16 protein-coding genes and 1 pseudogene are annotated in these 21393 nt (G+C 47.5%); 15 read left to right on the top strand and 2 right to left on the bottom strand.

From position 1 onward, the window contains the following. Positions 1-45: 45 nt before the first annotated feature. From BM210_RS23450 to BM210_RS23425, 6 genes and pseudogenes are all read left to right on the top strand, one after another. A complete protein-coding gene (locus BM210_RS23450) occupies positions 46-1251 on the top strand; it encodes a class I SAM-dependent methyltransferase (protein ID WP_091174149.1) in 1206 nt (401 codons plus the stop codon). 247 nt (positions 1252-1498) lie between these two features. Continuing rightward, complete coding sequence (locus BM210_RS23445) at positions 1499-3481, top strand: methyl-accepting chemotaxis protein (protein ID WP_091174146.1); 1983 nt, start codon at positions 1499-1501, stop codon at positions 3479-3481. A gap of 309 nt (positions 3482-3790) precedes the next feature. Then, positions 3791-5538: pseudogene (locus tag BM210_RS23440) on the top strand (alpha-glycosidase). 56 nt (positions 5539-5594) lie between these two features. Continuing rightward, the gene (locus BM210_RS23435; RefSeq protein WP_091174145.1) at positions 5595-6665 is read left to right on the top strand and encodes an AI-2E family transporter; all 1071 of its coding nucleotides are present in this window, start codon (positions 5595-5597) and stop codon (positions 6663-6665) included. An 85-nt stretch (positions 6666-6750) separates the two neighbouring features. Further along, entirely contained in the window at positions 6751-7935 is a 1185-nt protein-coding gene (locus BM210_RS23430) for a glucose-1-phosphate adenylyltransferase (RefSeq protein ID WP_091174142.1), read from the top strand. A 21-nt stretch (positions 7936-7956) separates the two neighbouring features. Then, on the top strand, positions 7957-8775 hold the full coding sequence (locus tag BM210_RS23425) for an SDR family oxidoreductase (protein ID WP_091174311.1): 819 nt from the start codon (positions 7957-7959) through the stop codon (positions 8773-8775). A gap of 133 nt (positions 8776-8908) precedes the next feature. Here the strand turns inward: BM210_RS23425 and BM210_RS23420 are convergent, their stop codons facing one another. Next, on the bottom strand, positions 8909-9112 hold the full coding sequence (locus BM210_RS23420) for a hypothetical protein (protein WP_091174140.1): 204 nt from the start codon (positions 9110-9112) through the stop codon (positions 8909-8911). Between the two features lie 241 nt (positions 9113-9353). Here BM210_RS23420 and BM210_RS23415 point away from each other — a divergent pair, with 241 nt between their 5' ends. The 9 genes from BM210_RS23415 (at position 9354) to BM210_RS23370 (ending at position 19212) form a co-directional block, all read left to right on the top strand. Beyond that, positions 9354-10235 (top strand): DMT family transporter, encoded by an 882-nt coding sequence (locus BM210_RS23415; protein WP_091174139.1) that lies wholly within the window; start codon positions 9354-9356, stop codon positions 10233-10235. A 147-nt stretch (positions 10236-10382) separates the two neighbouring features. After that, a complete protein-coding gene (locus BM210_RS23410) occupies positions 10383-10913 on the top strand; it encodes a DNA-deoxyinosine glycosylase (protein ID WP_091174138.1) in 531 nt (176 codons plus the stop codon). A gap of 89 nt (positions 10914-11002) precedes the next feature. Next, positions 11003-11545 (top strand): hypothetical protein, encoded by a 543-nt coding sequence (locus tag BM210_RS23405; protein WP_256223962.1) that lies wholly within the window; start codon positions 11003-11005, stop codon positions 11543-11545. A 145-nt stretch (positions 11546-11690) separates the two neighbouring features. After that, entirely contained in the window at positions 11691-12746 is a 1056-nt protein-coding gene (locus BM210_RS23400; RefSeq protein ID WP_091174134.1) for a hypothetical protein, read from the top strand. A gap of 185 nt (positions 12747-12931) precedes the next feature. Further along, positions 12932-13942: a hypothetical protein gene (locus tag BM210_RS23395; protein WP_091174132.1), complete on the top strand. Its 1011-nt coding sequence runs from the start codon at positions 12932-12934 to the stop codon at positions 13940-13942. Positions 13943-14721: 779 nt separating this feature from the next. Further along, on the top strand, positions 14722-15216 hold the full coding sequence (locus BM210_RS23385) for a cation:proton antiporter regulatory subunit (protein WP_091174127.1): 495 nt from the start codon (positions 14722-14724) through the stop codon (positions 15214-15216). A 3-nt stretch (positions 15217-15219) separates the two neighbouring features. Next, complete coding sequence (locus BM210_RS23380) at positions 15220-16446, top strand: cation:proton antiporter (protein ID WP_091174125.1); 1227 nt, start codon at positions 15220-15222, stop codon at positions 16444-16446. An 84-nt stretch (positions 16447-16530) separates the two neighbouring features. Continuing rightward, on the top strand, positions 16531-17490 hold the full coding sequence (locus BM210_RS23375) for a YitT family protein (protein ID WP_091174123.1): 960 nt from the start codon (positions 16531-16533) through the stop codon (positions 17488-17490). 435 nt (positions 17491-17925) lie between these two features. Continuing rightward, entirely contained in the window at positions 17926-19212 is a 1287-nt protein-coding gene (locus BM210_RS23370; RefSeq protein ID WP_091174121.1) for a histidine--tRNA ligase, read from the top strand. On the opposite strand, the gene BM210_RS23365 is transcribed toward BM210_RS23370, so the two are convergent. Continuing rightward, positions 19204-21156: a transglycosylase domain-containing protein gene (locus BM210_RS23365; protein WP_256223959.1), complete on the bottom strand. Its 1953-nt coding sequence runs from the start codon at positions 21154-21156 to the stop codon at positions 19204-19206. The genes BM210_RS23370 and BM210_RS23365 overlap by 9 nt on opposite strands. Between the last annotated feature and the right edge of the window lie 237 nt (positions 21157-21393).

Raw genomic sequence — 21393 nt, 5'->3', positions numbered from 1 at the left:
TTGATTGAACCAGAATGAAAAGAATGAACGGAGAATTGATACATCATGTTATCTATGGAAACACTCGTTGACGAGGTCATAACTAAACAATCGCTTATTCAAGGTACCTTTAGTCAGCCTCGCTCGAATACCCCCTCTGATTGCAGCAAGGTAACGGTGAAGCCGCTCGTATTAAAAGGAGAGCTGCATTACCAGTTCAGCTCGTATTGTGGAACTAAAGTGCTGCATGACAATATGCTGCCCCCCGCTGCCGCCGCTCACATTCAACGATTGCTGTCAGAAGCATTCCGGCAGGGTCTTATTCAGACTGTGGAAGCCGATTACCAGGTGCTGATCAGCAAAAAAGGCAAGCTAGGTATTCTCACCAAACCGCCTACGAAGAAGCAGGCATCTGAGCTCTCCCATAACCGGAAGAAAAACTATGTGCTGGAGGAAGGTACGCCTGTGCCGTTTCTCGTAGAGCTTGGGATTATGAATGCGGCAGGTAAGGTGCTTGCGCCCAAATACGATAAATTTCGGCAAATTAACCGATTTGTCGAGCTGATCGCAGATATCGTTCCGCATTTGCCAACGGACCGAACGTTGAATATTATTGATTTTGGTTGCGGTAAGTCCTACTTAACCTTTGCGCTGTATCACTACTTGAAGGAGATACAGGGCCTCGATATCCGTGTTATAGGGCTTGATCTCAAAGAGGATGTAATTCGTCATTGCAGCGATTTAGCAAGTCGCTTCGGTTATGATGATCTTCAGTTTCTCGTTGGGGATATCGCTCAGTACGATGGGCTGGAGAGAGTCGATATGGTCGTCACGCTGCATGCCTGTGATACGGCTACAGATGCTGCGCTGGAGAAGGCAATCCGCTGGCAGGCAGGTGTTATTATGTCGGTGCCTTGCTGTCAGCATGAATTGTTTCGACAGGTGGAGGCTCCAGTATTAGCCCCGCTGCTACAGCATGGCATTTTGAAAGAGCGGTTTTCGGCGCTTGCGACCGATGCAATTCGTGCCAGCCTGCTGGATCTGTTAGGCTACAAAACACAGCTGCTTGAGTTTATCGATATGGAGCATACCCCCAAAAATATATTGATTCGTGCCGTCAAGGCAGCCTCACTGAAGGACGGAGAGCTGGCTGCTGCAGCCCGCAGTTATATGGAGTTTCGCAGCCTGCTGAGTGCAGAGCCTTATCTGGAAAAAGCGATGAGCAAGGAACTTCAGCCGTTGTTAGCTGCCTCAAGCAAGCTCGCTAAGTAGGCAAGCCTGGTATTTAGTTCATATAGAAGTAAGCCCAATCATTCGGCACTCGCCTGTTATATGTAATACAAGAGACTCTTGCAGTGTAAGAGTCTCTTTTTGCAATATGGGAATTGAACGCGTTATCATATAAACCCATCAATTGTCGAATCTCTATGAAAAATACATAAAAATTGCTTATTTTAGGCCTTTTTACTTATAAATCGTTGTATAATATGAAATTATAGCTTATTGCGGAGGTGCTTCTGTGCTCAAGTGGACTCATTCATTAACGGCTCGATTTATGTTATTTACAGGTGTGATTTTGCTGATATTGATCGGTATTATTTATGCTTACGAATGGAACAAAATTCGTATTGATGCCGAAATGCAGCTGTTTGAAAAAGGGAGCGCTATGGTCATTTCCCTTTCCAAAGCACTACAAAGTATTACTGAGGATGATATTAGAGATGGGACCATTTTGAAAGATGGAAAGATGCTGTCAGGTGAAGAGTTGAAGCGCAATTTGTTCAACGACAAGCTGCAGGTCGTTCCTGAAAGTCAAAAGGAAGCCGAGAAGCGCTCCAAAGATCCAGCTTATGGTGATTTGAAGCAAAAGCTTTTTGACGGGCGGATGGTTCCGTTAGCTCAATATGAGCTTAAATATACAAGTGCCTATGATGCATATACAGATGATCACTGGAAGCGGGTTATCGATGGTTTTTTGACCGATGAAAATGTAGTTTTTGTAGTGCCGATTGCGTATTCAGCAAATCCCGATTTCAATGGCTATATAGCGACACATAATACCAAGCAAAGTCTTACAGGTGAAGAATCGAAGGATGCATGGGGAGCTACAGGGCTATTAAGCCAAAAATATAGAGGTAATCGTATATTCAATGATATTGTCGGTTACACGGCGGCTTCCTATCAAGATACATCCAAACCGCTGCTGCAAAAATATTCACAGGTGGTTGAGCAGAAGGTTTATGAAAGATGGGACTTGGCTTACCCGCTAACCATCGATGGTAAGCATTGGGGAGCCGTTCGCGTTGATTTATCCAAGGAAGGCTCTGACGCATTTATTAACAAGCAGCGTCTAAAATCAGGGCTTGAGCTGGCAGGATTATACATAAGCGTGTTGATTATATTATTCATCTTATCGGGAGTTATTGTATCGCGTAAATTGAAGTTTATGCTTCAAGCGGCTATGAATCTGAACTCACAGGAAGCGGACTTGACTTACCGTATTCCAGTTCGAGGTAAAGATGAAATGGACAGACTGGCTGAGGAAATTAACCGATTTATTTTTCATTTACAGATGATGATGGGAACGATAGGCAAGATGTCTACCCAGGTCGGTACAATATCGAGTGATTTGACGAGCAGCGCCGAACGTTCGACCATGAACGCACAAAAAATGTCTCATACGGTACAGGAGCTCACGATGGGTGCAGGACACCAAGCGACGAGTGCGAAAGACAGCGCAAAAGCAATGGAAGAGATGGCTACCGGTATCCAGCGTATTGCCGAGGCTTCAGCTGATGTGATGGGAGCGACACAGGACTTGGTTCGTGAAGCAGAGCAAGGCAGCCGCGCATCCGAGCAGGCAGTAAGCCAGATGATCACCTTAAGCGAATCGGCGCAGGAGATCGGACTTTCAATTGGGAAGCTTGAGCAAGACATGCAGGCGGTGAGCGGAATGGCCCAAATCATTTCGGGTATCGCTTCACAGACCGGATTACTGGCGTTGAATGCGGCAATCGAAGCGGCGAGGGCAGGAGAGCAAGGCAAAGGATTTGCAGTTGTAGCCAGTGAGGTTAGAAAGCTGGCGGATCAATCCGAAGCATCAGCGCAGCAAATTAACGAACGGATCACGGATATTCAGTCCTCGATGACAGCAGCGGTACAAGCGATGCAGCGAGGTGGGGCTGAAGTGCAGGAAGGTGTCAGCGAGGTCCGGCAGCTGCAGCAGGTATTATCTCGTATGCTGAATTCAGTGCATCTGGTATCTACACAGATGGAGGAAGTATCAGCGGCTGCCGAGCAGATGTCGGCGGGTACGGAGGAGGTTACGGCAGGGATCGAAGAAATAGCGCGGATCGCGGGGAGCGCTTCTGACCAGGCCCAACTGCTTGCAAATGCCTCTTTACATCAACTGAAGGATTCTGAAGAAACGAGTGACAGGTCTGTGACCCTTATGAAGGCCGCTGGTGAGCTCAAAGGAACGGCGGATCGATTCAAGGTATAGGCTTGAGTGTTGTGAAACGTTCGCTAAGCATAGTAAAATCGAAGTTTGGTAAATAGGCAATCCCACCCAAAGAGGGCATAACGATGAACAGCATCGGTATGTTCTCTTTTACTATAATAGGGACCCCACAGAACACCCCCCCACCTTATTAGCTCCAGGCTGATGCTTCTAATCTTTCCTGACGCAACCTCCGTGCCGATCATGGAGCTGCTTGTTTAAGTGAATTCGGAAATGGTTAAGGAAAAGGTAAAAGCAATAGATACAAGCAGTAGATATAAGCTTAGACGTGGAGACGGGAGAGATGGTTAGATGCTACTGGAAAGCTTTTACCACATCGCCCAAAATAACTGGGCCTACGCTTACGATAAAGATACGATCCATGTTCGGGTTCGAACGAAACGAGATGACGTGGAGGAAGTGACTGCGGAGACTGGTGACAAGTATAACTGGGAACGGTTTTATCGGGAATATCCTCTTAAGAAAACAGGATCCGACAAAATGTTTGATTATTGGGAGGCCAGTATTAAACCTCATAACAAGCGCGTATCCTACTGTTTTCGCATCCGTGCGGGTTCGGAAACCGTGTGGTTAATGGAAAATGGTGTGTTGAGTTACAGACCGACGCCAACCGGAGGCTACTATGATATCCCCTATATCCACGAAATCGATCTGCATACTGTCCCGGAATGGGCGAAGCGAGCAGTATTTTATCAGATCTTTCCGGAGCGATTTGCGAATGGAGACCCCTCGATTAATCCGATCAACACAGAGCCTTGGGGCGGTAAACCAACCCATGATAACTCATTTGGCGGCGATCTTCAGGGAATCATTGACCATCTTGACTATTTGCAGGATCTCGGCATTACTGCGTTGTATTTGACACCTGTATTTGAAGCGCCCTCTAATCATAAATACGACATCGTTGATTATAAAAAGGTAGACCCTCATTTTGGAAATAATGCACGGCTCCATGAACTGGTCCAAGCCTGCCATCTTAAAGGAATAAAAGTCATGCTGGATGCCGTATTCAATCACTGCAGCGAACGGTTCCCTCCTTTTCAGGATGTCTTGAAAAAAGGACTAAAATCCGAATATGCAGGCTGGTTTCATATTAACAGCTTCCCGCTTGCCATACTGAATGGTATTCCGACCTATGATACGTTTGGGTTTTACGGGCATATGCCTAAGCTGAATACGTCCAATCCCGCTGTCAAAAGCTATTTGCTCGATGTAGCTGAATACTGGGTCAAGGAGGTCGGGATCGATGGATGGCGTCTGGATGTGGCGAATGAAATCGACCATTACTTTTGGCGGGAGTTCCGTGATGTTGTAAAGCCGCTAATCCGAACGCGTACATTGTGGGAGAAGTATGGAACGATTCTCTAAGGTGGCTGCTTGGGGACCAATTTGATTCGGTGATGAATTATCCGTTTTCCAACAAGCTGCTGGAGTTTTTCTCTGATTCGGGTATGGATGGCTTCGACTTTGCTACCAGTATCAGCGGGCTGTTGATTCGTTATCCGCAGCAGACGAACGAAGTGATTTTCAACTTACTGTGCAGTCACGATACCCCCCGAGTGATGAACCGTGTAGGACACAATAAGCGGAGATTGAAGCTATGTGTCGTATTTTTGCTTACATTTATGGGGACGCCGTGCATTTTTTATGGAGATGAGATAGGTCTGACCGGAGGAGAAGATCCAGATTGCCGCAAATGTATGGAATGGGATGAGGCCAAGCAGGATCGCGAGCTGTTTGATTTTTATAAGCTGCTGATTGCGCTGCGGCGTAAGCATGAGGTGCTTGTATCGGGAAGCTTCCGGTTTCTGAGAGCAGAGCATGGGGATCGCCGAATTATTTATGAGCGGTTAAACCATCGGGTGCATTTCACCGTGTGGATGAACAATACGGAAAACAAGACGATATTGAGTCACCCGATGGAAACGAATGATTGGGTAGATGCACTAACTGGCGAGCCTGTACGAACTAAAGATGGACGGATGCACATACAGCTTGAGGAATTCGGCTATCGGATTTTATATCGCTCCCTGCAGTAACGTTTGTATAATTTGCTCGTTTGCCATCTTTAAACAACTGCACGGGAGTGGTCATTATGCTGCAAAATAAATTTTTTCGGTTGTGTTTCGGCATTATTCTGGTTTTAATCATTATTAATTTGATGGATCGGGTTGGTTATTTGTTTAGCCCGCTGCTGGTTATGTTCCAAACTTTATTTGTTCCGATTTTGATCTCGGGATTTTTGTATTATATGATCCGGCCGCTCGTACATTTTTTGGAGAAAAAAGGGATTAAGCGTGCTGTAGGCACTCTATTGATTTATTTTGTCATTACGAGTCTAGCCGTGTTGTTTGTTGTAGCATTCGGTCCCATGCTGCAAACCCAGATCCAAAATTTTGTCGCAAATGTGCCTGATTTGGTCGAGAGCACCAAAGTGCAGATTGAAAAGCTGCAGCAGAACCGTCTGCTGGCCGCTTATTTCACCAAAGATCACGGGGATCTCTCCACCAAAATTTCTGAATATGTCAACAATGCCATTACGTATGCAACCAACTATTTAAGTGACATGATCAGCTTTATGACCAGTATTTTACTGTTGATTACGACGATTCCGATCATTTTATATTATCTGTTGATTGGTGGTCATAGAGCAATGGAGAATGTGATAGGTATGCTGCCCAAGGGATATACGCATGTAGCGAGAGAAACGCTTGAGGAAATAGACGGAGTGTTGAGCGGGTATATTATTGGTCGTATCCTTATCAGCGTCGGTCTCGGTGCTTTGATCTATGTTGGTTTTTTGGTCATAGGCTTGCCGTATCCACTGCTTCTTGCGATCATTATTGCTTTTACCAATCTCATTCCGTTTATTGGACCGATTATTGGTGCGGTACCGGCATTGATCGTGGCCTTTACGCAATCGTATCCGATGATGTTGTGGGTAGGCCTACTCATTGTTGTTGCTCAACAGCTCGATGACACGCTGCTGGCTCCGCATGTATTCGGCAAACGGATGGATGTGCATCCGCTGACGATCGTATTATTATTGCTGGTAGGTGAAAATTTGGCGGGTATTATGGGTATGCTACTAGCTATTCCCATATACATGGTGGTGAAAATTGTCTTGATGAGGATGAATCGTCTATTCGTATTTCGTTATGAATAGCCTGTGTTTTAAGTCTGTCGGCGGTTTCAATTAGGCGCAGGGGCGTTTAATAGAAGATACAACCTATGACAGGGAGGGATTATTGATGTCTAAAAAAGATTGCATTGCCATGCTTCTAGCAGGAGGTGAAGGCCGCAGACTTTCTCCTTTGACGAATAATTTGGCTAAGCCAGCCGTTCCATTCGGTGGTGAATATCGCATTATCGATTTCCCTTTAAGCAACTGTGCAAATTCCGGCATTCAAACCGTAGGCGTGCTTACGCAATATGCTTCTGAATCGCTGCATACACATATAGGCGGGGGTGAGCCGTGGGGCTTGTATGGCTCCAATGAAGATGGGGTTTCCTTGCTGACGGCTTCTCCGGAAGACCCGTGCGGTTATCTGGGAACAGCCGACGCCATTTACAAAAACATAGATTTTATCGACAAACATAACCCGGAGGATGTGTTGATCTTATCCGGTGACCATATTTATTCGATGGATTATCGTATCCTGAGACAAGCCCATACCTTTAGCGGGGCGGATGCCACGGTTTCAGTCATGGAGGTGCCGCTTGCTGAAGCGCATCGTTTTGGAATCGTCGAGGCCGATGAGAGTATGCGTATCATTAACTTTATTGAAAAGCCGACCAAGCCGCAGAGTAATCTCGCTTCGATGGGTATATATATATTCAAATGGTCATATTTGCGAAAGATGCTTATTGATGATTCGAAGAATCCAAGATCGAGCCATGATTTTGGCAAAGATATACTTCCGCGTATGCTGCGTCTTGATGGAAAGCTGTACGCTTATCCGTTTGAAGGCTATTGGCGTGATGTTGGTACGGTTACGAGTCTGTGGGAAGCCCACATGGATCTTCTGGAGCAGGATGTAGAGCCTCATCTCGAGCCTGATCCGAATGCATGGCAGACCTACAGTCGTGACCAATATCTTAGAAGCGGTCGTTCTCCGATTTCTCGGACAGACGAGCATGATTCCTCGCTTTCCCATTGGAATAACGCCGTAATTGGCGACGTGCAGCGTACGGTCGTGTTCTATGGTGTGCAGGTCGCAGCAGGAAGCGTGGTAGCCAATAGTGTGCTCATGCCTAATGTGAAAATAGGACGTAATGTACGAGTCGATTATGCTATTATTGGAGAAGGAGCCATAATTAAGGATGGTGCCCGAATCGAAGGTAGTATAGGGAAAATCGAAGTCATTGCACCACATGCTGTTGTCGAAGGGAGTGCATTTATCCCTTCATCGGTCCTAAACATTCAACAAACCTAATAGTGGAGGGATTTGTGCATGATGAATGCGAACGAAGCAGTCGAGCCAAGCATACAGCAGCGGCTGCAGGGCAAGGTAGCCGTAATAACGGGGGGCGGCTCTGGGATTGGCAAGGGTAGTGCCTTATTGATGGCGCGTCATGGTGCCAAAGTATGCTTGTTTGATCGCACATTGGATAACGCCAATGAAGTCCGTGATGAGATAATTGCGGCTGGCGGGGAAGCCACCGTCATACATACGGATGTGTCTCAGGCAACCAATGTGGAGGAATCCTATAAAGAGGCTTTGCGTACGTATGGTCGTTTGGATATCGTGTTCGCTAACGCTGGGATCAACGGCGTAATGACTTCGATCGAGTGCATGAAGGTTGAAGATTGGCAAAATACGGTCGATATTAACCTGAGAGGTACTTTCCTTACTGTAAAATATGCGATTCCGTATTTAAAAGAAAGCGGCGGCAGTATTTTGATCAATAGCTCGATCAATGGCAACCGCGTATTTTCAAATATTGGACTCAGCACCTATGCTTCAACGAAGGCGGGACAGGTGGCCTTTATGAAAATGGCGGCGTTGGAGCTGGCACGCTACAAAATTCGCGTCAATGCGATCTGCCCTGGAGCGATTGATACGGCCATTAACGATAAAACCATCAAGAAGCCCGAGCTGCAAACAGTCCAAATTCCAGTTCAATATCCCGAAGGCGACCAGCCGCTTGCCCATAAATCAGGTTCATCCGAGCAGGTAGCGCAGCTGGCGTTGTTTCTGGCTTCTAGCGATTCTTCACATATTACCGGTACTGAGATTTACATTGACGGAGCAGAATCTCTGATTCACGGATAAGCGCAGACACCAAACTACAGACACCGGAAAAAATAAGATAAACCCCCTGATGATCAGGCAAGCGCCACACCATGTGCGCTGTCAGCTCGTTAGGGGGTTTGTTTTCTATTACTTAGTATTCAATAACCGCAGTCTATTCTATCGGGTCAAGGAGTTTCTCAGTGACATCGACCATTGAATCCTCGATCTGCGGCTGCGGCTGATTTTTTCCAAAGAAGGAACGGACCCGCAGGCCTTTGAAGGTGGCACTCATTTCGAACAGCTTGGTAATGGCCTCGTCCTTACTCATCGGTCCGGCCAATATTTTTTTCTGATACACGATGTAATATTTATGCATATAATCCCCCCGTTGGACGCGTTGCTCATGCTGGCTTTGAATAGTAATCGTATAAAGTCGGGATTTGGATCACTTTTTATTTAATTTTTTTTGAAACAGTCAGAAGCGTTCGCCAGATGTCTCCAAATATACGCGTATACAAAGCCGACAAAGCCGTGTTATTCTCGAATACAGCTATACTACAATATATAAGCCTCCTTGGACGAGGCTGTATATAAATAATTAAGGATCGGATGACATCATGGGGTATTTTTTGCTTATATTGGCTACACTGTCATGGAGCTTTGTAGGGATTTTGGTAAAAACAGCGTCTGCAATGGTAGACAGTACGACGATTACTTTTGCACGCTTCGGGATTGGCATTGTCTTTTTGGGTATTTTGCTGCTGCTGAAGCATCGCAGACTAAGCTTGGATACCGGAATGAAATGGATTTGGATTGGCGTGATCGGCAAATGCTGCAATTATTATTTTGAGAATATAGCGCTATCGATTGGTTCTTCTTACGGAAATATATTGGTGGGGCCGCTGCAAACCGTTCTGCTGCTGCTCATATCGGCTTTTGTATTCAAGGAATATGTGTCAGGACGCGGATGGATAGCTGCGGGCTTGTGTGTAGCCGGGGTAGTGACGATAAGCTGGAATGGATTGCCGATAGGCGAGATGCTAACGAGTAATGGGCTGGTTACGGTATTGTATGTATTATCAGCCGTGGGAAGTGCGCTTCATGTGCTCAGTCAAAAAATGCTGATTCAGTCCATGGATGCAGGAAAAATGAATTTTTCGGTCTTTTTCTGGTGCTCTGTGCTCATGGCGATACCACTGCCTTTTCAAACGCATATGACAGGACCGATTAACATGTGGGGAATCATAGCCTTAATTGGATTAGGTCTAATAACAGGATTAAGCTTTAACTGGTTCGCTCAGGCGATGAAGCGGGTAAGCTTCACCATTGCCATACTGGTCAGCAACAGCAGTATTTTATTTACCATAATGTGGTCATATTTATTTTTTTATGATCGGATTACGTTGTATATCTTGTGCGGGGCCGGGATGTTTATCGGTGGGATCTTGCTGCTCAATTTGCCGATAAAGCGGGCGCGTTCCAAAGGGCTTGAAGCATAACTTAAGCGAATACGGAAGTATAAGCCTAAGCCGTGGACATGCAGGAAGCGAGCTTGGCTCTAACTCTGTAGTGGGTAAAAGCAGAAAGTATCTTGTTTGGGAGTCTGAGCCAATGAACTGGCAGCCATCACGTGGGGAGGTCCTGATATGGATACAACAGATCAAGAGGAGTCTCGGCTGCAGGGGCTACCGCCTGTTATAGATGCATCTTGCCGTATGCTGATTCTGGGCTCGATGCCTGGGGTGGTATCCTTGAGCAAGCAGGAGTATTATGGGCATCCGCGCAATCACTTTTGGCCGCTGCTGTATGCGATTTGGGCTGAGGGTAGGGCGCCCGCAGCTGCTTACAGGGATCGGTTGAATTTTGCGCTAAAGCAGGGCGTAGGGCTGTGGGATGTACTAGCAGGCTGTGAACGGGAAGGCAGTCTTGATGCGGACATACGGAAGCCGGAGGCCAATGATTTTATCCTGCTGCTGAACGAATATCCGTCTCTAGAGCGGGTGTTTTTTAATGGGAAGGCGGCTGAACAGCTGTATCGCAAGCAGGTGCTCCCACAGCTGCTGGAGCGGGAGATCGGTACGAACATCCGCTATCATACTTTGCCTTCATCCAGTCCCGCAAGAGCTATGTCCTTGCAGGCCAAGCTTGTGGATTGGCGTATCATGGGGGATGCTTAAGGTAGCGGTTTTTTTACAGCTGCTATAAACTACTAAGACGAATGTTTAGGAATTAAGCGATCCTAAAGTGAACACGATCAGGAGGAATCATGATGGTCAAACAGCCAAGTATTGTGCCATTCGGCTATGAGCCGGAGAAAGAGAGGCAAGGTCCGCGTGGTACGATGTGGGTTTATGATAGCTTTGCCGATTGCAGCGCTCAGCAGCTTGTGCGTACGATAAGCTTGGCTGCGCGTAAGGAAATGAAGAAGCTGGTGTTTTATCCACTGCATGAAGAAACGTTGCGTCGCATGGGCGAGCCGGGAGCCACAGCATTTTACCGCAGGGCGGATGAGCTGGAGGAGCTGCTGGAGAACATTGAGCTGCCTGTGGATACGGTGATTGATCGCTGGGAGGGACGCCGCAAAAAGTATACCCCGATGGATACGGCGTTTCGATTTTTGGAGGAGAAGTATGCGGGGCCTTACTTTGTTTATTTGACGGTAGATATGGCGAATACGGTGGCGGGCTTTGATAGCTTCGAGTTCTGGATTAAAAAGCTGCGGCTCTGCATCGATTTGAAGCACGCCTCGTCTGAGTCCCTGCATCCGAAGCTGCAAGCTTTTGCTCACCGCTGGGAAGCTGTAGATTAAGGATTAGCTGCTGAACAACCAAGGCTTTAGTATAGGTCATGACCCTAAAATTCCCATCTCGATGCGAATCTTATAGTACACCAAAACAGGGGATACAAGATGAAGCATGCGTCGTAAATGATGCGACACTCCTAGGAGGATAACGATGAGAAAAATAACATGGGTCATGGCTGCCTGCTTAGGCATGGCGCTGGTCATTTATGGATTCACGGCTTGGGGCGGACAAGAGGCGTCAGCAGAGGTTTCACAAGAAACCAAGGGCAATTTTGTTCGGCTGGAGACTGGGGGCAAAAAGCTGGTAGTCACAGTCGGGGGAAATGAAACCGTATATCCTTTATCTTCCACGGTCTGGGTATACCGGAATATGGAAAAGTCCGCAGTCGAACAGCTTCAAGCTGGAGACGGGTTAGAGATCATATTGAATGGCAAGGAGCAGGCGGCATATATCAAGGCAACCTCACAGCAATTTGCAGCCTCGCAATCATCGGCAGGAACAACAGGAACAGCTGGTGCTGTGACGGGAGTAGATGGGAGTGCGGGTGTGGTACCTCCACCTGCTGCTGAATCCACTGTGCCCCCGAACGTAGCTGTCAATCCGGATTCGAGTAGTGGGGCAATATCAACAGTGGCAGGTGCGACAAGCGGGAGCCTAACACCGTCAGTTGTGGATGCGATGAAAGGGCCGGCAAATACCGCGGGAACCTCGAAGGACAATGAAGCTTCCCTGGACAAACTGTCGATCGAATGGAAAAGTCGTGGTTTGAGTCTCCGAGTCAAACATCAGGGTGGAGAACCATCGGGAAAAGCTAACGATGTGATGATCCAGGGCAAGGATCTTTCAGGCATTCATTTAACCGGTACTTCGGCTGAGGCTTTCATACAACAGCTAGTTAAAGGCCTGCCTCAGCAGCAGCCAGCTTTTGAAGTGCTTTTAAAGAAAAAAATTGCTGAGCAGTTTCAGGTGAAGGATGATAAGGTCGATTGGAAGCTGGAAGTGAAGTGGAAGCAAATCTCATCAACTGCTTCCGGCAAGGCTAAACCACTCCTGTCAGACCAGGGTAAAGAGGACGACAGGGACAACGAAAAAGATAAAGAAAACGAAAAATTCAAGGACAAAGAGAAAGCAAAAGGCAAGGATTATAATAAAGGAAAAGATAATAACAAGAACGTTGAACGAGATTACGATAACAACAAGAGATAGAACAAAGCCTTCAATCCTGCGCAGTTTCTGCGATGTGCGATTGGAGGTTTTTTATGTGCGAAAACGCGATTTTATGAATGTAATGCAATTTCAGGAAACTCACAGTTTTCACTCAGGGTGAATTCAGGTAGGCGCGGTAAGATGATCTTGTAAACAACAAATACAAACTTATGGAGGAATATACGATGAAACTTAACAAAAAATGGGTCGCAACAACTCTTGGAGCAATGCTGGCATTGAGCGCAATGGGTTCAGCGTTTGCAGCTGATTTGACAACAACGAATACGAATCCAGGAGTAGCCAAGCCATATACAGTGAACAAAGAAGATGTCAATAAAGGTGGATTCCGAGGCGGTGCAAGCTTGGAGAAGCAAGCAGCAGAGAAGGGAATCACAGTTGATGCATTGAAGGCGCAAATGGAGCAGGAGCGTCAAGCGAAGCTGGAAAAGCTGGCGGCTGAGAAAGGCATCACTGTGGACGAGCTGAAGGCACAAATGGAGCAGGAGCGTGGAGCCAAGGGAGCTAACAAGAACGGAGGCAAAGGCGGATTCCCAGGTGGATTTGGAGGCGGTCAGGATTTGGAGAAGCTGGCTGCTGAGAAGGGGATTACAGTTGATGCATTGAAGGCGCAATTCGAGCAGGAGCGTCAAGCGAAGCTTGAGAAGCTGGCAGCAGAGAAGGGCATCACGGTTGATGAGTTGAAGGCACAAATGGAACAGGAGCGCGCTGCTAGAGGCGATAATAGGGACGGAGGCAAAGGCGGATTCCCAGGTGGATTTGGAGGCGGTCAAAGTTTAGAGAAGCTGGCTGCTGAGAAGGGGATTACAGTCGATGAGCTGAAGGCTCAATTCGAGCAGGAGCACCAAGCGAAGCTGGAGAAACAGGCAGCGGAGAAAGGCATCACTGTGGACGAGCTAAAAGCACAAACGGAGCAGGAGCATGGAGCCAAGGGAGCTAACAAGAACGGAGGCAAAGGCGGATTCCCAGGTGGATTTGGAGGCGGTCAAAGTTTGGAGAAGCTGGCTGCTGAGAAGGGGATCACAGTCGATGAGCTGAAGGCTCAGTTGGAGCAAGAACGTCAAGCGAAGCTGGAAAAGCAAGCCGATGAAAAAGGGATCACTGTGGATGAGCTGAAAGCTCAAATCGAGAAAGGACACGGAAACCGTACTCCCGTTGAAGCAAAAACTCAAGAGTAGCATGAAAAGGGCGAGGGCGGACTTCCGCCCTTTTTCTTGCATTTAAAAATACATAATTGCTGGACAACACGCGATACAACCGCTGTTCAAGAATGTATACAATGGGACAAGTATCGGCCTTTGGTCAGTTATTTTTTCTGCAAGCGGTTTGAGATGACCAGCGAAATATGGTACACTAATAGTAATCGGAATTGTAACAGTATATAGATGAGGGGGGATATGATGATCAATGTTTATAGAGCAGCACGATTATTGAGATATATCGTATTGGCTTTTGCTTTAATGATGTCCCCCCCAACAAGCCTGCATGAAGAATATACAACGTATGAGTCCATTCCCGAAACAGCAGCATCTAATCAGGGGAATAAACCCAAGCTGGCCACCCGAAAGCATTCTTCGCTTTTGCATAAGCTTATGGTTACATCGAAATCCCTCCCGATTTTATTTGTAGTTCTTCACCTTATTTTGAATCGAATTCCTATACCCCGTTTGAACTTTAAACCCTACATTTTTATATTGCTGAAACGTTTGTTTATGACCCCCATTAGATTCACCTCCACTTTTGTGTCCGTAAATACCTCATTTGCCGTCTAAAATTTTCGACCTTTGTTCATAGTGTATTTGTTGTGCTTAAATTAGAACGTACGTTCGATATTTCTGAGCTCTATTTGCTATTGCCAAAATGAATGAAGTTCAAATATTCCGAAAAAAAGAAAGGTTTTTCGGAGGTTATTTGGGTTGTTTATCAAAAGGTATGAAAAACAGGAGGTAATCCAAGCATGAACGTTAAAGAATCTAATTTACCAGGAATAGGTAGAAAGTTTGAAATTCATACACGTGGCGGGGAAAAGCTAGTCGTTATTATTCATGATGATGGAAGGCGGGAAATGTATCATTTTGAACACGATGATCCCGACGAAACGATCTCCACAATCACTCTAGATGATGACGAAGCCAGGCAAGTAGCGGCTATTGTAGGAGGTATGACTTATACCCCGAAAATGCTGGAGACGGTTGAAATGGCTTTTGACGAGCTGATTATTGAATGGTACAAAATCGAATCTCATTACAAAAGTATTGGCCAATCTATTGGAGGCTTGGATGTACGCCAAAAATCGGGTGCGATGATTATTGCAGTCATTGAGAAAAATCATACGAAACACGTAAGCCCCGGTCCAGAGCTCGTTATTCAGAACGAAGCTACGCTCGTCGTGGTCGGAGAAAGACAGCAGCAAAGACTTATCAAACAAATTTTATTGAATGGAAGTGGTTGATATATGGATCATATGATACTCGAAGTAGGTCTTGCGATTGCACTCATAGCGATGGCGGGTCTGTTATCAGCCCGTTTGCGCTTTTCGGTTATTCCCTTTTACATTCTGATCGGAATGGCGGTTGGTCCCCATGCGCTGGAGCTGTGGCATTTTGACTTCCGCTTTATTCAAAGCGCACCGTTAATTGAATTCATGGGCCGGATTGGCGTTCTGTTTCTGCTGTTTTATCTGGGCCTTGAATTTTCAGTGGGGCGTCTGATCAAATCAGGGAAATCGATTGTGAAGGGCGGATCGATTTATATCGGGATCAATTTTATACTTGGCCTGATGCTGGGTTGGATTGCCGGATACCCGTGGGCGGAGGTGCTTGTCATTGCCGGGATTACGACGATTTCGTCGAGTGCTATTGTGGCCAAGGTACTGGTTGATCTGAAGCGGACAGCTAACCCCGAGACGGAAATGGTACTGGGCATTACGATGTTCGAGGATGTATTCCTTGCCGTTTATATTTCCATCCTGTCAGGTCTGGTGCTGAGTAATTCCTCCAGCTTTGGAGGGGTACTGCTGACAGCTGCGATTGCACTGGGTTTCATGCTCCTTGTTTTGTTTGTCGGACGCAAAGCGGTTCCGCTTTTGAATCGTGTGCTGAATATTAGGTCCAATGAGTTGTTCGGCTTGGTGATCTTTTCCATGCTGTTTCTGGTCGCGGGCTTCTCTGAGACGATTCACGTCGCTGAAGCCATTGGAGCGCTATTAATCGGGCTTGTTATGGCAGAGACCGACCACGCCAAACGGATTGAACACCTGATCATGCCCTTCCGGGATTTCTTCGGTGCCATTTTCTTCTTCAGCTTCGGATTAACGATCGATCCAATGGCATTAGGTGGGGCCATCTGGCTGTCGCTTGCCGCGGTGCTGATCACCTTGATAGGTAATTTCACTGCGGGGATGCTGGCCGGGATGAATGCGGGGCTGTCCGTTAAAGCCTCGCTGAATATTGGATTCACGATTATGGGACGTGGAGAGTTCTCAATCATCATGGCTAATTTGGCCAAAGCAGGCGGATTAATGCCGGTTCTCCAATCCTTCGCGGCACTTTACGTACTCATTATGGCGATTTTAGGGCCGTTACTGTCCAAAGAGAGCAAGCATATTTATAAGTTCCTCGACAAAATATTTAAATTCAAGGAGAGGCCCAAAAAGAAAATTAGTACGGTAGTCCAGGATTAAGCTATGTAAATTTATGTTCTGAAACGCTAGCTCGGAACCGGCTGTCAAGGCTTGGATTTCAAAGTGAAAGAGGAGGAACTAAACATGTTACGTGCTGCGATCAACCATGTACAGTTTGCTGCTAGTGGTAAGGCCGCGAGATCTCGCCACAGAGGGACTCATATCCTGATTGTGATCCTGGGAGGTATTCTGGCCGCTATTGGATTGGAGCTTTTCCTGATACCGAATCAAATCGTCGTTGGAGGCATGACAGGGATTTCGGCGCTTTTGTCCCATATGACGGAAATGCGGATTGGGTTACTATTGTTCCTATTTAATTTGCCATTCATTGTTATTGCTTACCGTCATATCCGTTTGGAGTTTACGATAATGACTCTTCTTGGGATCGTTGTACTTTCGCTAAGCTCGATCTTTCTCCATCCTGTACCGGCATTGTTGGATAACAGCCTGTCGGCTGCGGTATGCGGTGGTGTGTGTTTAGGGTTAGGCATCGGTATGGTTGTCCGCTATGGGGGCACCTTGGATACTCTTGAAATGAACGAAAGATATTTAGCAAGACATCGCGGGTTGTTATCCCCAGAGAACGTGATCATGATGATGAACTGCAGCATCTTAACAGCAGCGGGATTCATATTCGGGTGGCAGCAGGCGATGTACTCCATTATTGCCTATATACTGGCGTTTGAAATGCTGCATGTCTCGATTCGTGGCATCCATGGGCTGCTTCCTTACCGAACGCTATGCATCATGAGCAGCTGCGGTGAAGATATTGAAAGGGCAATCCAGCTCCGTTTCCGTAAGATCGATGACCCTGTAGAGCTGAAAGTAAGCAGTGTAAGCCCAGCTCAAGGGACTGGCGCTAAACCGATGTGGGAGCCAACCACACGACCTCCCCAATTTCTGATGTATACCGTCCATTTCTTGGATGTGATGAGGTTGAAGGGGATTATCAAAAATATCGATCCAGCTGCCAGTATCGCGGTTGGTGCTGGCCGAGTAAGCCAAGCGGGTAACGTAATGAAGAAAGTGGACAATAAACAGTAAATAAAGTACAACTCATCAGAATAGCTTGAAAAGATAACCAGGTAAACCGAGCAGGAGCACTTTTTCTGACTGCAGACAATGACTGAAGCCAGAAAAGATGTTCCTGCAATGTATTGATTTGGGAGAAGGTAATCACGAAGACGAGCCTTATGGCAGCCGACCATACCTATTTGTTTACAGTTGCATAAATTTATCGACTCCGCTATAATCAGTTTCAACACGTTGAAGGAGAGAATACCTATGTCTATGTATACAACATGCTGGATCTCACAACTTCATCATTACAAGCAGCGTTAGCACTCCTGTTACGATAACAGGGAGGGCTAACGCTAATCGCGTTGGCCTCCCTGCGACATACAAGGCGCGCGGGACCAGAGGTCCTGCGCGTTTTTTTGTTTTCTTTTCCATACAAGAACTAAGGAGATGTGATCATGTATGCAAAACGTAAAAGGAACATTTGACTATGTGGGGGCTGAGCAGGCACTCCGCAAAAAAGTGCAGTCGGTGATTGAAGTTAACTTCGAGCTGTATGACTTCGATTCGATAGAAACCCCTATTTTAAACGAACAGGAGCTGCTGGCATCCAAATATGCGGGAGGAGAAGAGATCCTCAAAGAAATGTATCAATTGAGCGATCAGGGTAATCGGCAGCTGGGGCTCCGCTATGATCTCACCATTCCATTTGCCAAGGTCGTAGCCTTGAATCCAGGGCTTGAGCTCCCTTTTAAGAGGTACGAGATCGGCAAAGTATTCCGAGATGGTCCCGTCAAACGGGGGCGACTGCGAGAGTTTATCCAGTGTGATGCAGACGTAGTTGGTATTCAGGGTCCGGAGGCAGAAGCGGAGTTGATGCAGCTTGCGTCAACGGTGTTTCGGCAGTTAGGTATGGATGTCGTAATTTCTTGGAACAATCGGCAGTTTCTAAGAGAGCTGCTGGCTTGTCTGGGTGTGGCTGCTGCAGATGAATTGTCGGTGATGCTAACATTGGATAAAATCGCCAAGATAGGTCGGGACGGGGTGCAAGCAGAGCTAAACAGTAAAGGATTGGATGCCGGGGTCACGCGTAACATCATCGGGCTAATAAGTATGGACAACCCGACTTTGGAGCAGCTAACCGTAAAATTTGACCTTGGGGCCAGTCGTGGTGCTGAGGAAGCTGCTGTGCTTCAAGCACTTATTGATGAGACCGGATTGGGGCTTGTTTGCCGATTTGACCCTTTTTTATCGCGGGGTCTATCCTTTTATACAGGCACGGTGTATGAGATTTTTGATGAAACGGGTTTGTTTGGGTCCAGCCTCGGCGGAGGCGGGCGTTACGATGATATTATCGGACACCTTGTGGGCAGGGATGATCTTCGTTATCCGGCTGTCGGTCTCTCTTTCGGCATGGAATCGATTATGGAGCTGCTGCTGGAAAGGGAGATGCCAACAGCTCTTGGTTATGTACTCGTCCTGCCTATAGGAAAGGAACAAACATCTCTTGCATTGAAAGCAGCTGCTAAGCTGCGGTCCGCAGGGATTCGCACACGAGTGGATGCCAGTGGGCGTAAGCTGAAAAAGTCGCTCACATCCGCAGCATCCAAAGGAACCCGGTACGTCATTTTGATAGGTGATGATGAGGCAGCCCAAGGTCAAGTTCGTTTAAAGGATATGCGGGCAATGTCTGAGAGCCTGATATCGATAGAAGAGGCTGTCTACACGATTGAGAAGTCACTACCGTGATGCTTGTGCAGCAGGCTGATTGCGTGATGCGCTCGGAATCGGAAAAGGAGTAACAGGCACATCGCGCAGCACCCTGCTCATGATCCGATTGAACAGCGTGGCAGGCACAGCTCCTCCCGATGTGACCAGATAATGATCGCGGTCTGTTTGATCATAGCCAAGCCAGATCGCCGTTGTCAGCTCCGGCGTGAAGCCTACGAACCAAGCGTCCTTGGCGCCATTTGCGCCGATGCCGCTGAACTCCGGCGTGTCGGGCAGCTGCGTGGTGCCCGTCTTGCCCGCTGCGGGCCGCCCGATTGCGGCGGCCGTGCCGGTTCCTGACTTGACTGCCTCCTGCAGCAGTAAAGTCAGGTCATAGGCCACATTCGGCCGCGTCAATACGGTCGAATGCGGCACAGCCTCGACCAAGGTGCGCCCCTCCTTGGTCGTAATCTTCAAGATGGCGTGAGCCTTCTGCATCACGCCGAGATTGGCGATGCCGCCGTAGGCCTGCGCCATCTGCAGAGGTGATACGCCCTCGGACAAGCCACCGAGGGCCAAGCTTAAGCTGCGGTCGGCCGCTGTTAGCGGAATGCCGGCTCTTCTTACAAAGTCCAATCCGGCCTCGATGCCGATTTCGTTCAGCAGCCATACGGCTGGAATGTTCCACGAACGCAAAATGGCCTCCTTCAATGTAACCTGTCCGCGTGTTTGTCCGTCCCAGTCCTTGGGGCGGTAACCGCCAATATCCAGCTTCCCATCGTAGAGGGCGGAGCTCCATGAATAGCCGCGCTCGAGGGCGGGGCCATATACAGCCAGTGGCTTGAAGGACGAGCCCGGCTGGCGCCGCAGCTGGGTGGCATGATTAAAACCGCGGTATATCTGCGGCCCGCGGGTCCCGATCAGAGCGCGGATACCACCCGTCCGATGATCCATAATAACGGCGCCGCTCTGTATCATTTGGTCCGTCCTGCTTTCAGGGAACAAGGATTGCAGGCCGTACACCTCTTCTGTCGTTTGCTGGACCAAGGGATCGAGATCTGTATAAATACGCAAGCCTGACGTCAGGATTTGTTCTTCCGTAAATCCATACAGCTCAGCGGCCTCTTCGATGACGTAATCCACATAAGAGGGATATTTGCCCTTTAATGATTCTTCATTTTGTTGTTGAAGTACAATAGGCTTTGCGATGGCTTGCGTGTAAGCCGCAGTTGTAATAAATTGCTGTTCCTTCATGAGAGAAAGCACAAGATTGCGGCGCTCGAGAGCTTTGTCCTTGTTTTTTGCAGGTGAGTAGGTTGTAGGTGCTTTTGGCAGCGCAGCCAGCAAGGCCGATTCCACCAGATTTAGTTGGCTGACCGGCTTAGCAAAATACTCTTGAGCGGCACCCTGAACGCCCCAGCGCCCCTCACCGAAATAAATGCTATTCAAATACAGCTCCAAAATTTCATCTTTGCTGTAAGTCATATTGATTTTAAGCGCATAAGCGGCTTCCTTCAATTTACGGCTGACCGTTTTATCCGATTGCAGGAACAGGTTTTTGGCCAGCTGCTGGGTCAGCGTACTGCCGCCCTCCTTCATCTCCCCAGTTCGAAGATCGCGCCATAACGCTCGGGTGATTGACCATAAATCAACACCGGAATGCTCATAGAAGCGTCGATCCTCTACTGCAATTACCGCATTGCGCAGCTCTAACGGGATTTGCATAAGCGGTACAGGCTCAATGCGAGATGAGGATAGTTGAGAAGCGGGCTGGGCGTTTCGATCCATAATCAGTGTAGGCTCGGGAAGTGGGTGCTCAAGCTTGCTAATATCGAGGGTGCTCACCCACACCGCCCCAGCACCTACTGCGAGCAATCCTCCCAATAACATACAGCCCGTGATCCATAGGCCGATTCGCCGCCAGCGTGAAGGTAGAAGGACAGGCGTAGGCTTCTTCCGTTCCTGTGTCGATAATGGTTGCATAACGTTCCCCCGCATTCTGTTTAATACTAATCGTCGGTTTATATTTCGCTTCAGGGCTTCCAGTTTAGTTGCCGTTACTAAGTTATTCGCAGTAAGCATGCTTTTTCGGCACGTTACAGCGCATTCAAGACTGCCATGTTAAAGTGATCTGATCCAAAGTTCCTTAGCTATAGGTGTTTATTGCTCGGAGAGAGGGACATGGTATAATAGATGGAGTTTATTGACAAGTGGAGTGAC

The organism is Paenibacillus sp. 1_12 (assembly GCF_900114475.1).
Taxonomy (GTDB): Bacteria; Bacillota; Bacilli; order Paenibacillales; family NBRC-103111; genus Paenibacillus_S.
This window is presented reverse-complemented; position numbering and strand designations above follow the sequence as displayed.

Excerpts from the sequence above, each read along its gene's own strand:
- BM210_RS23450 (WP_091174149.1), top strand. The coding sequence starts at position 46 with ATGTTATCTATGGAAACACTCGTTGACGAGGTCATAACTAAACAATCG.
- BM210_RS23435 (WP_091174145.1), top strand. The coding sequence starts at position 5,595 with ATGCTGCAAAATAAATTTTTTCGGTTGTGTTTCGGCATTATTCTGGTT.
- BM210_RS23430 (WP_091174142.1), top strand. The coding sequence starts at position 6,751 with ATGTCTAAAAAAGATTGCATTGCCATGCTTCTAGCAGGAGGTGAAGGC.
- BM210_RS23425 (WP_091174311.1), top strand. The coding sequence starts at position 7,957 with ATGAATGCGAACGAAGCAGTCGAGCCAAGCATACAGCAGCGGCTGCAG.
- BM210_RS23420 (WP_091174140.1), bottom strand. The coding sequence starts at position 9,112 with ATGCATAAATATTACATCGTGTATCAGAAAAAAATATTGGCCGGACCG.
- BM210_RS23415 (WP_091174139.1), top strand. The coding sequence starts at position 9,354 with ATGGGGTATTTTTTGCTTATATTGGCTACACTGTCATGGAGCTTTGTA.
- BM210_RS23410 (WP_091174138.1), top strand. The coding sequence starts at position 10,383 with ATGGATACAACAGATCAAGAGGAGTCTCGGCTGCAGGGGCTACCGCCT.
- BM210_RS23405 (WP_256223962.1), top strand. The coding sequence starts at position 11,003 with ATGATGGTCAAACAGCCAAGTATTGTGCCATTCGGCTATGAGCCGGAG.
- BM210_RS23400 (WP_091174134.1), top strand. The coding sequence starts at position 11,691 with ATGAGAAAAATAACATGGGTCATGGCTGCCTGCTTAGGCATGGCGCTG.
- BM210_RS23395 (WP_091174132.1), top strand. The coding sequence starts at position 12,932 with ATGAAACTTAACAAAAAATGGGTCGCAACAACTCTTGGAGCAATGCTG.
- BM210_RS23385 (WP_091174127.1), top strand. The coding sequence starts at position 14,722 with ATGAACGTTAAAGAATCTAATTTACCAGGAATAGGTAGAAAGTTTGAA.
- BM210_RS23380 (WP_091174125.1), top strand. The coding sequence starts at position 15,220 with ATGGATCATATGATACTCGAAGTAGGTCTTGCGATTGCACTCATAGCG.
- BM210_RS23375 (WP_091174123.1), top strand. The coding sequence starts at position 16,531 with ATGTTACGTGCTGCGATCAACCATGTACAGTTTGCTGCTAGTGGTAAG.
- BM210_RS23370 (WP_091174121.1), top strand. The coding sequence starts at position 17,926 with ATGCAAAACGTAAAAGGAACATTTGACTATGTGGGGGCTGAGCAGGCA.
- BM210_RS23365 (WP_256223959.1), bottom strand. The coding sequence starts at position 21,156 with ATGCAACCATTATCGACACAGGAACGGAAGAAGCCTACGCCTGTCCTT.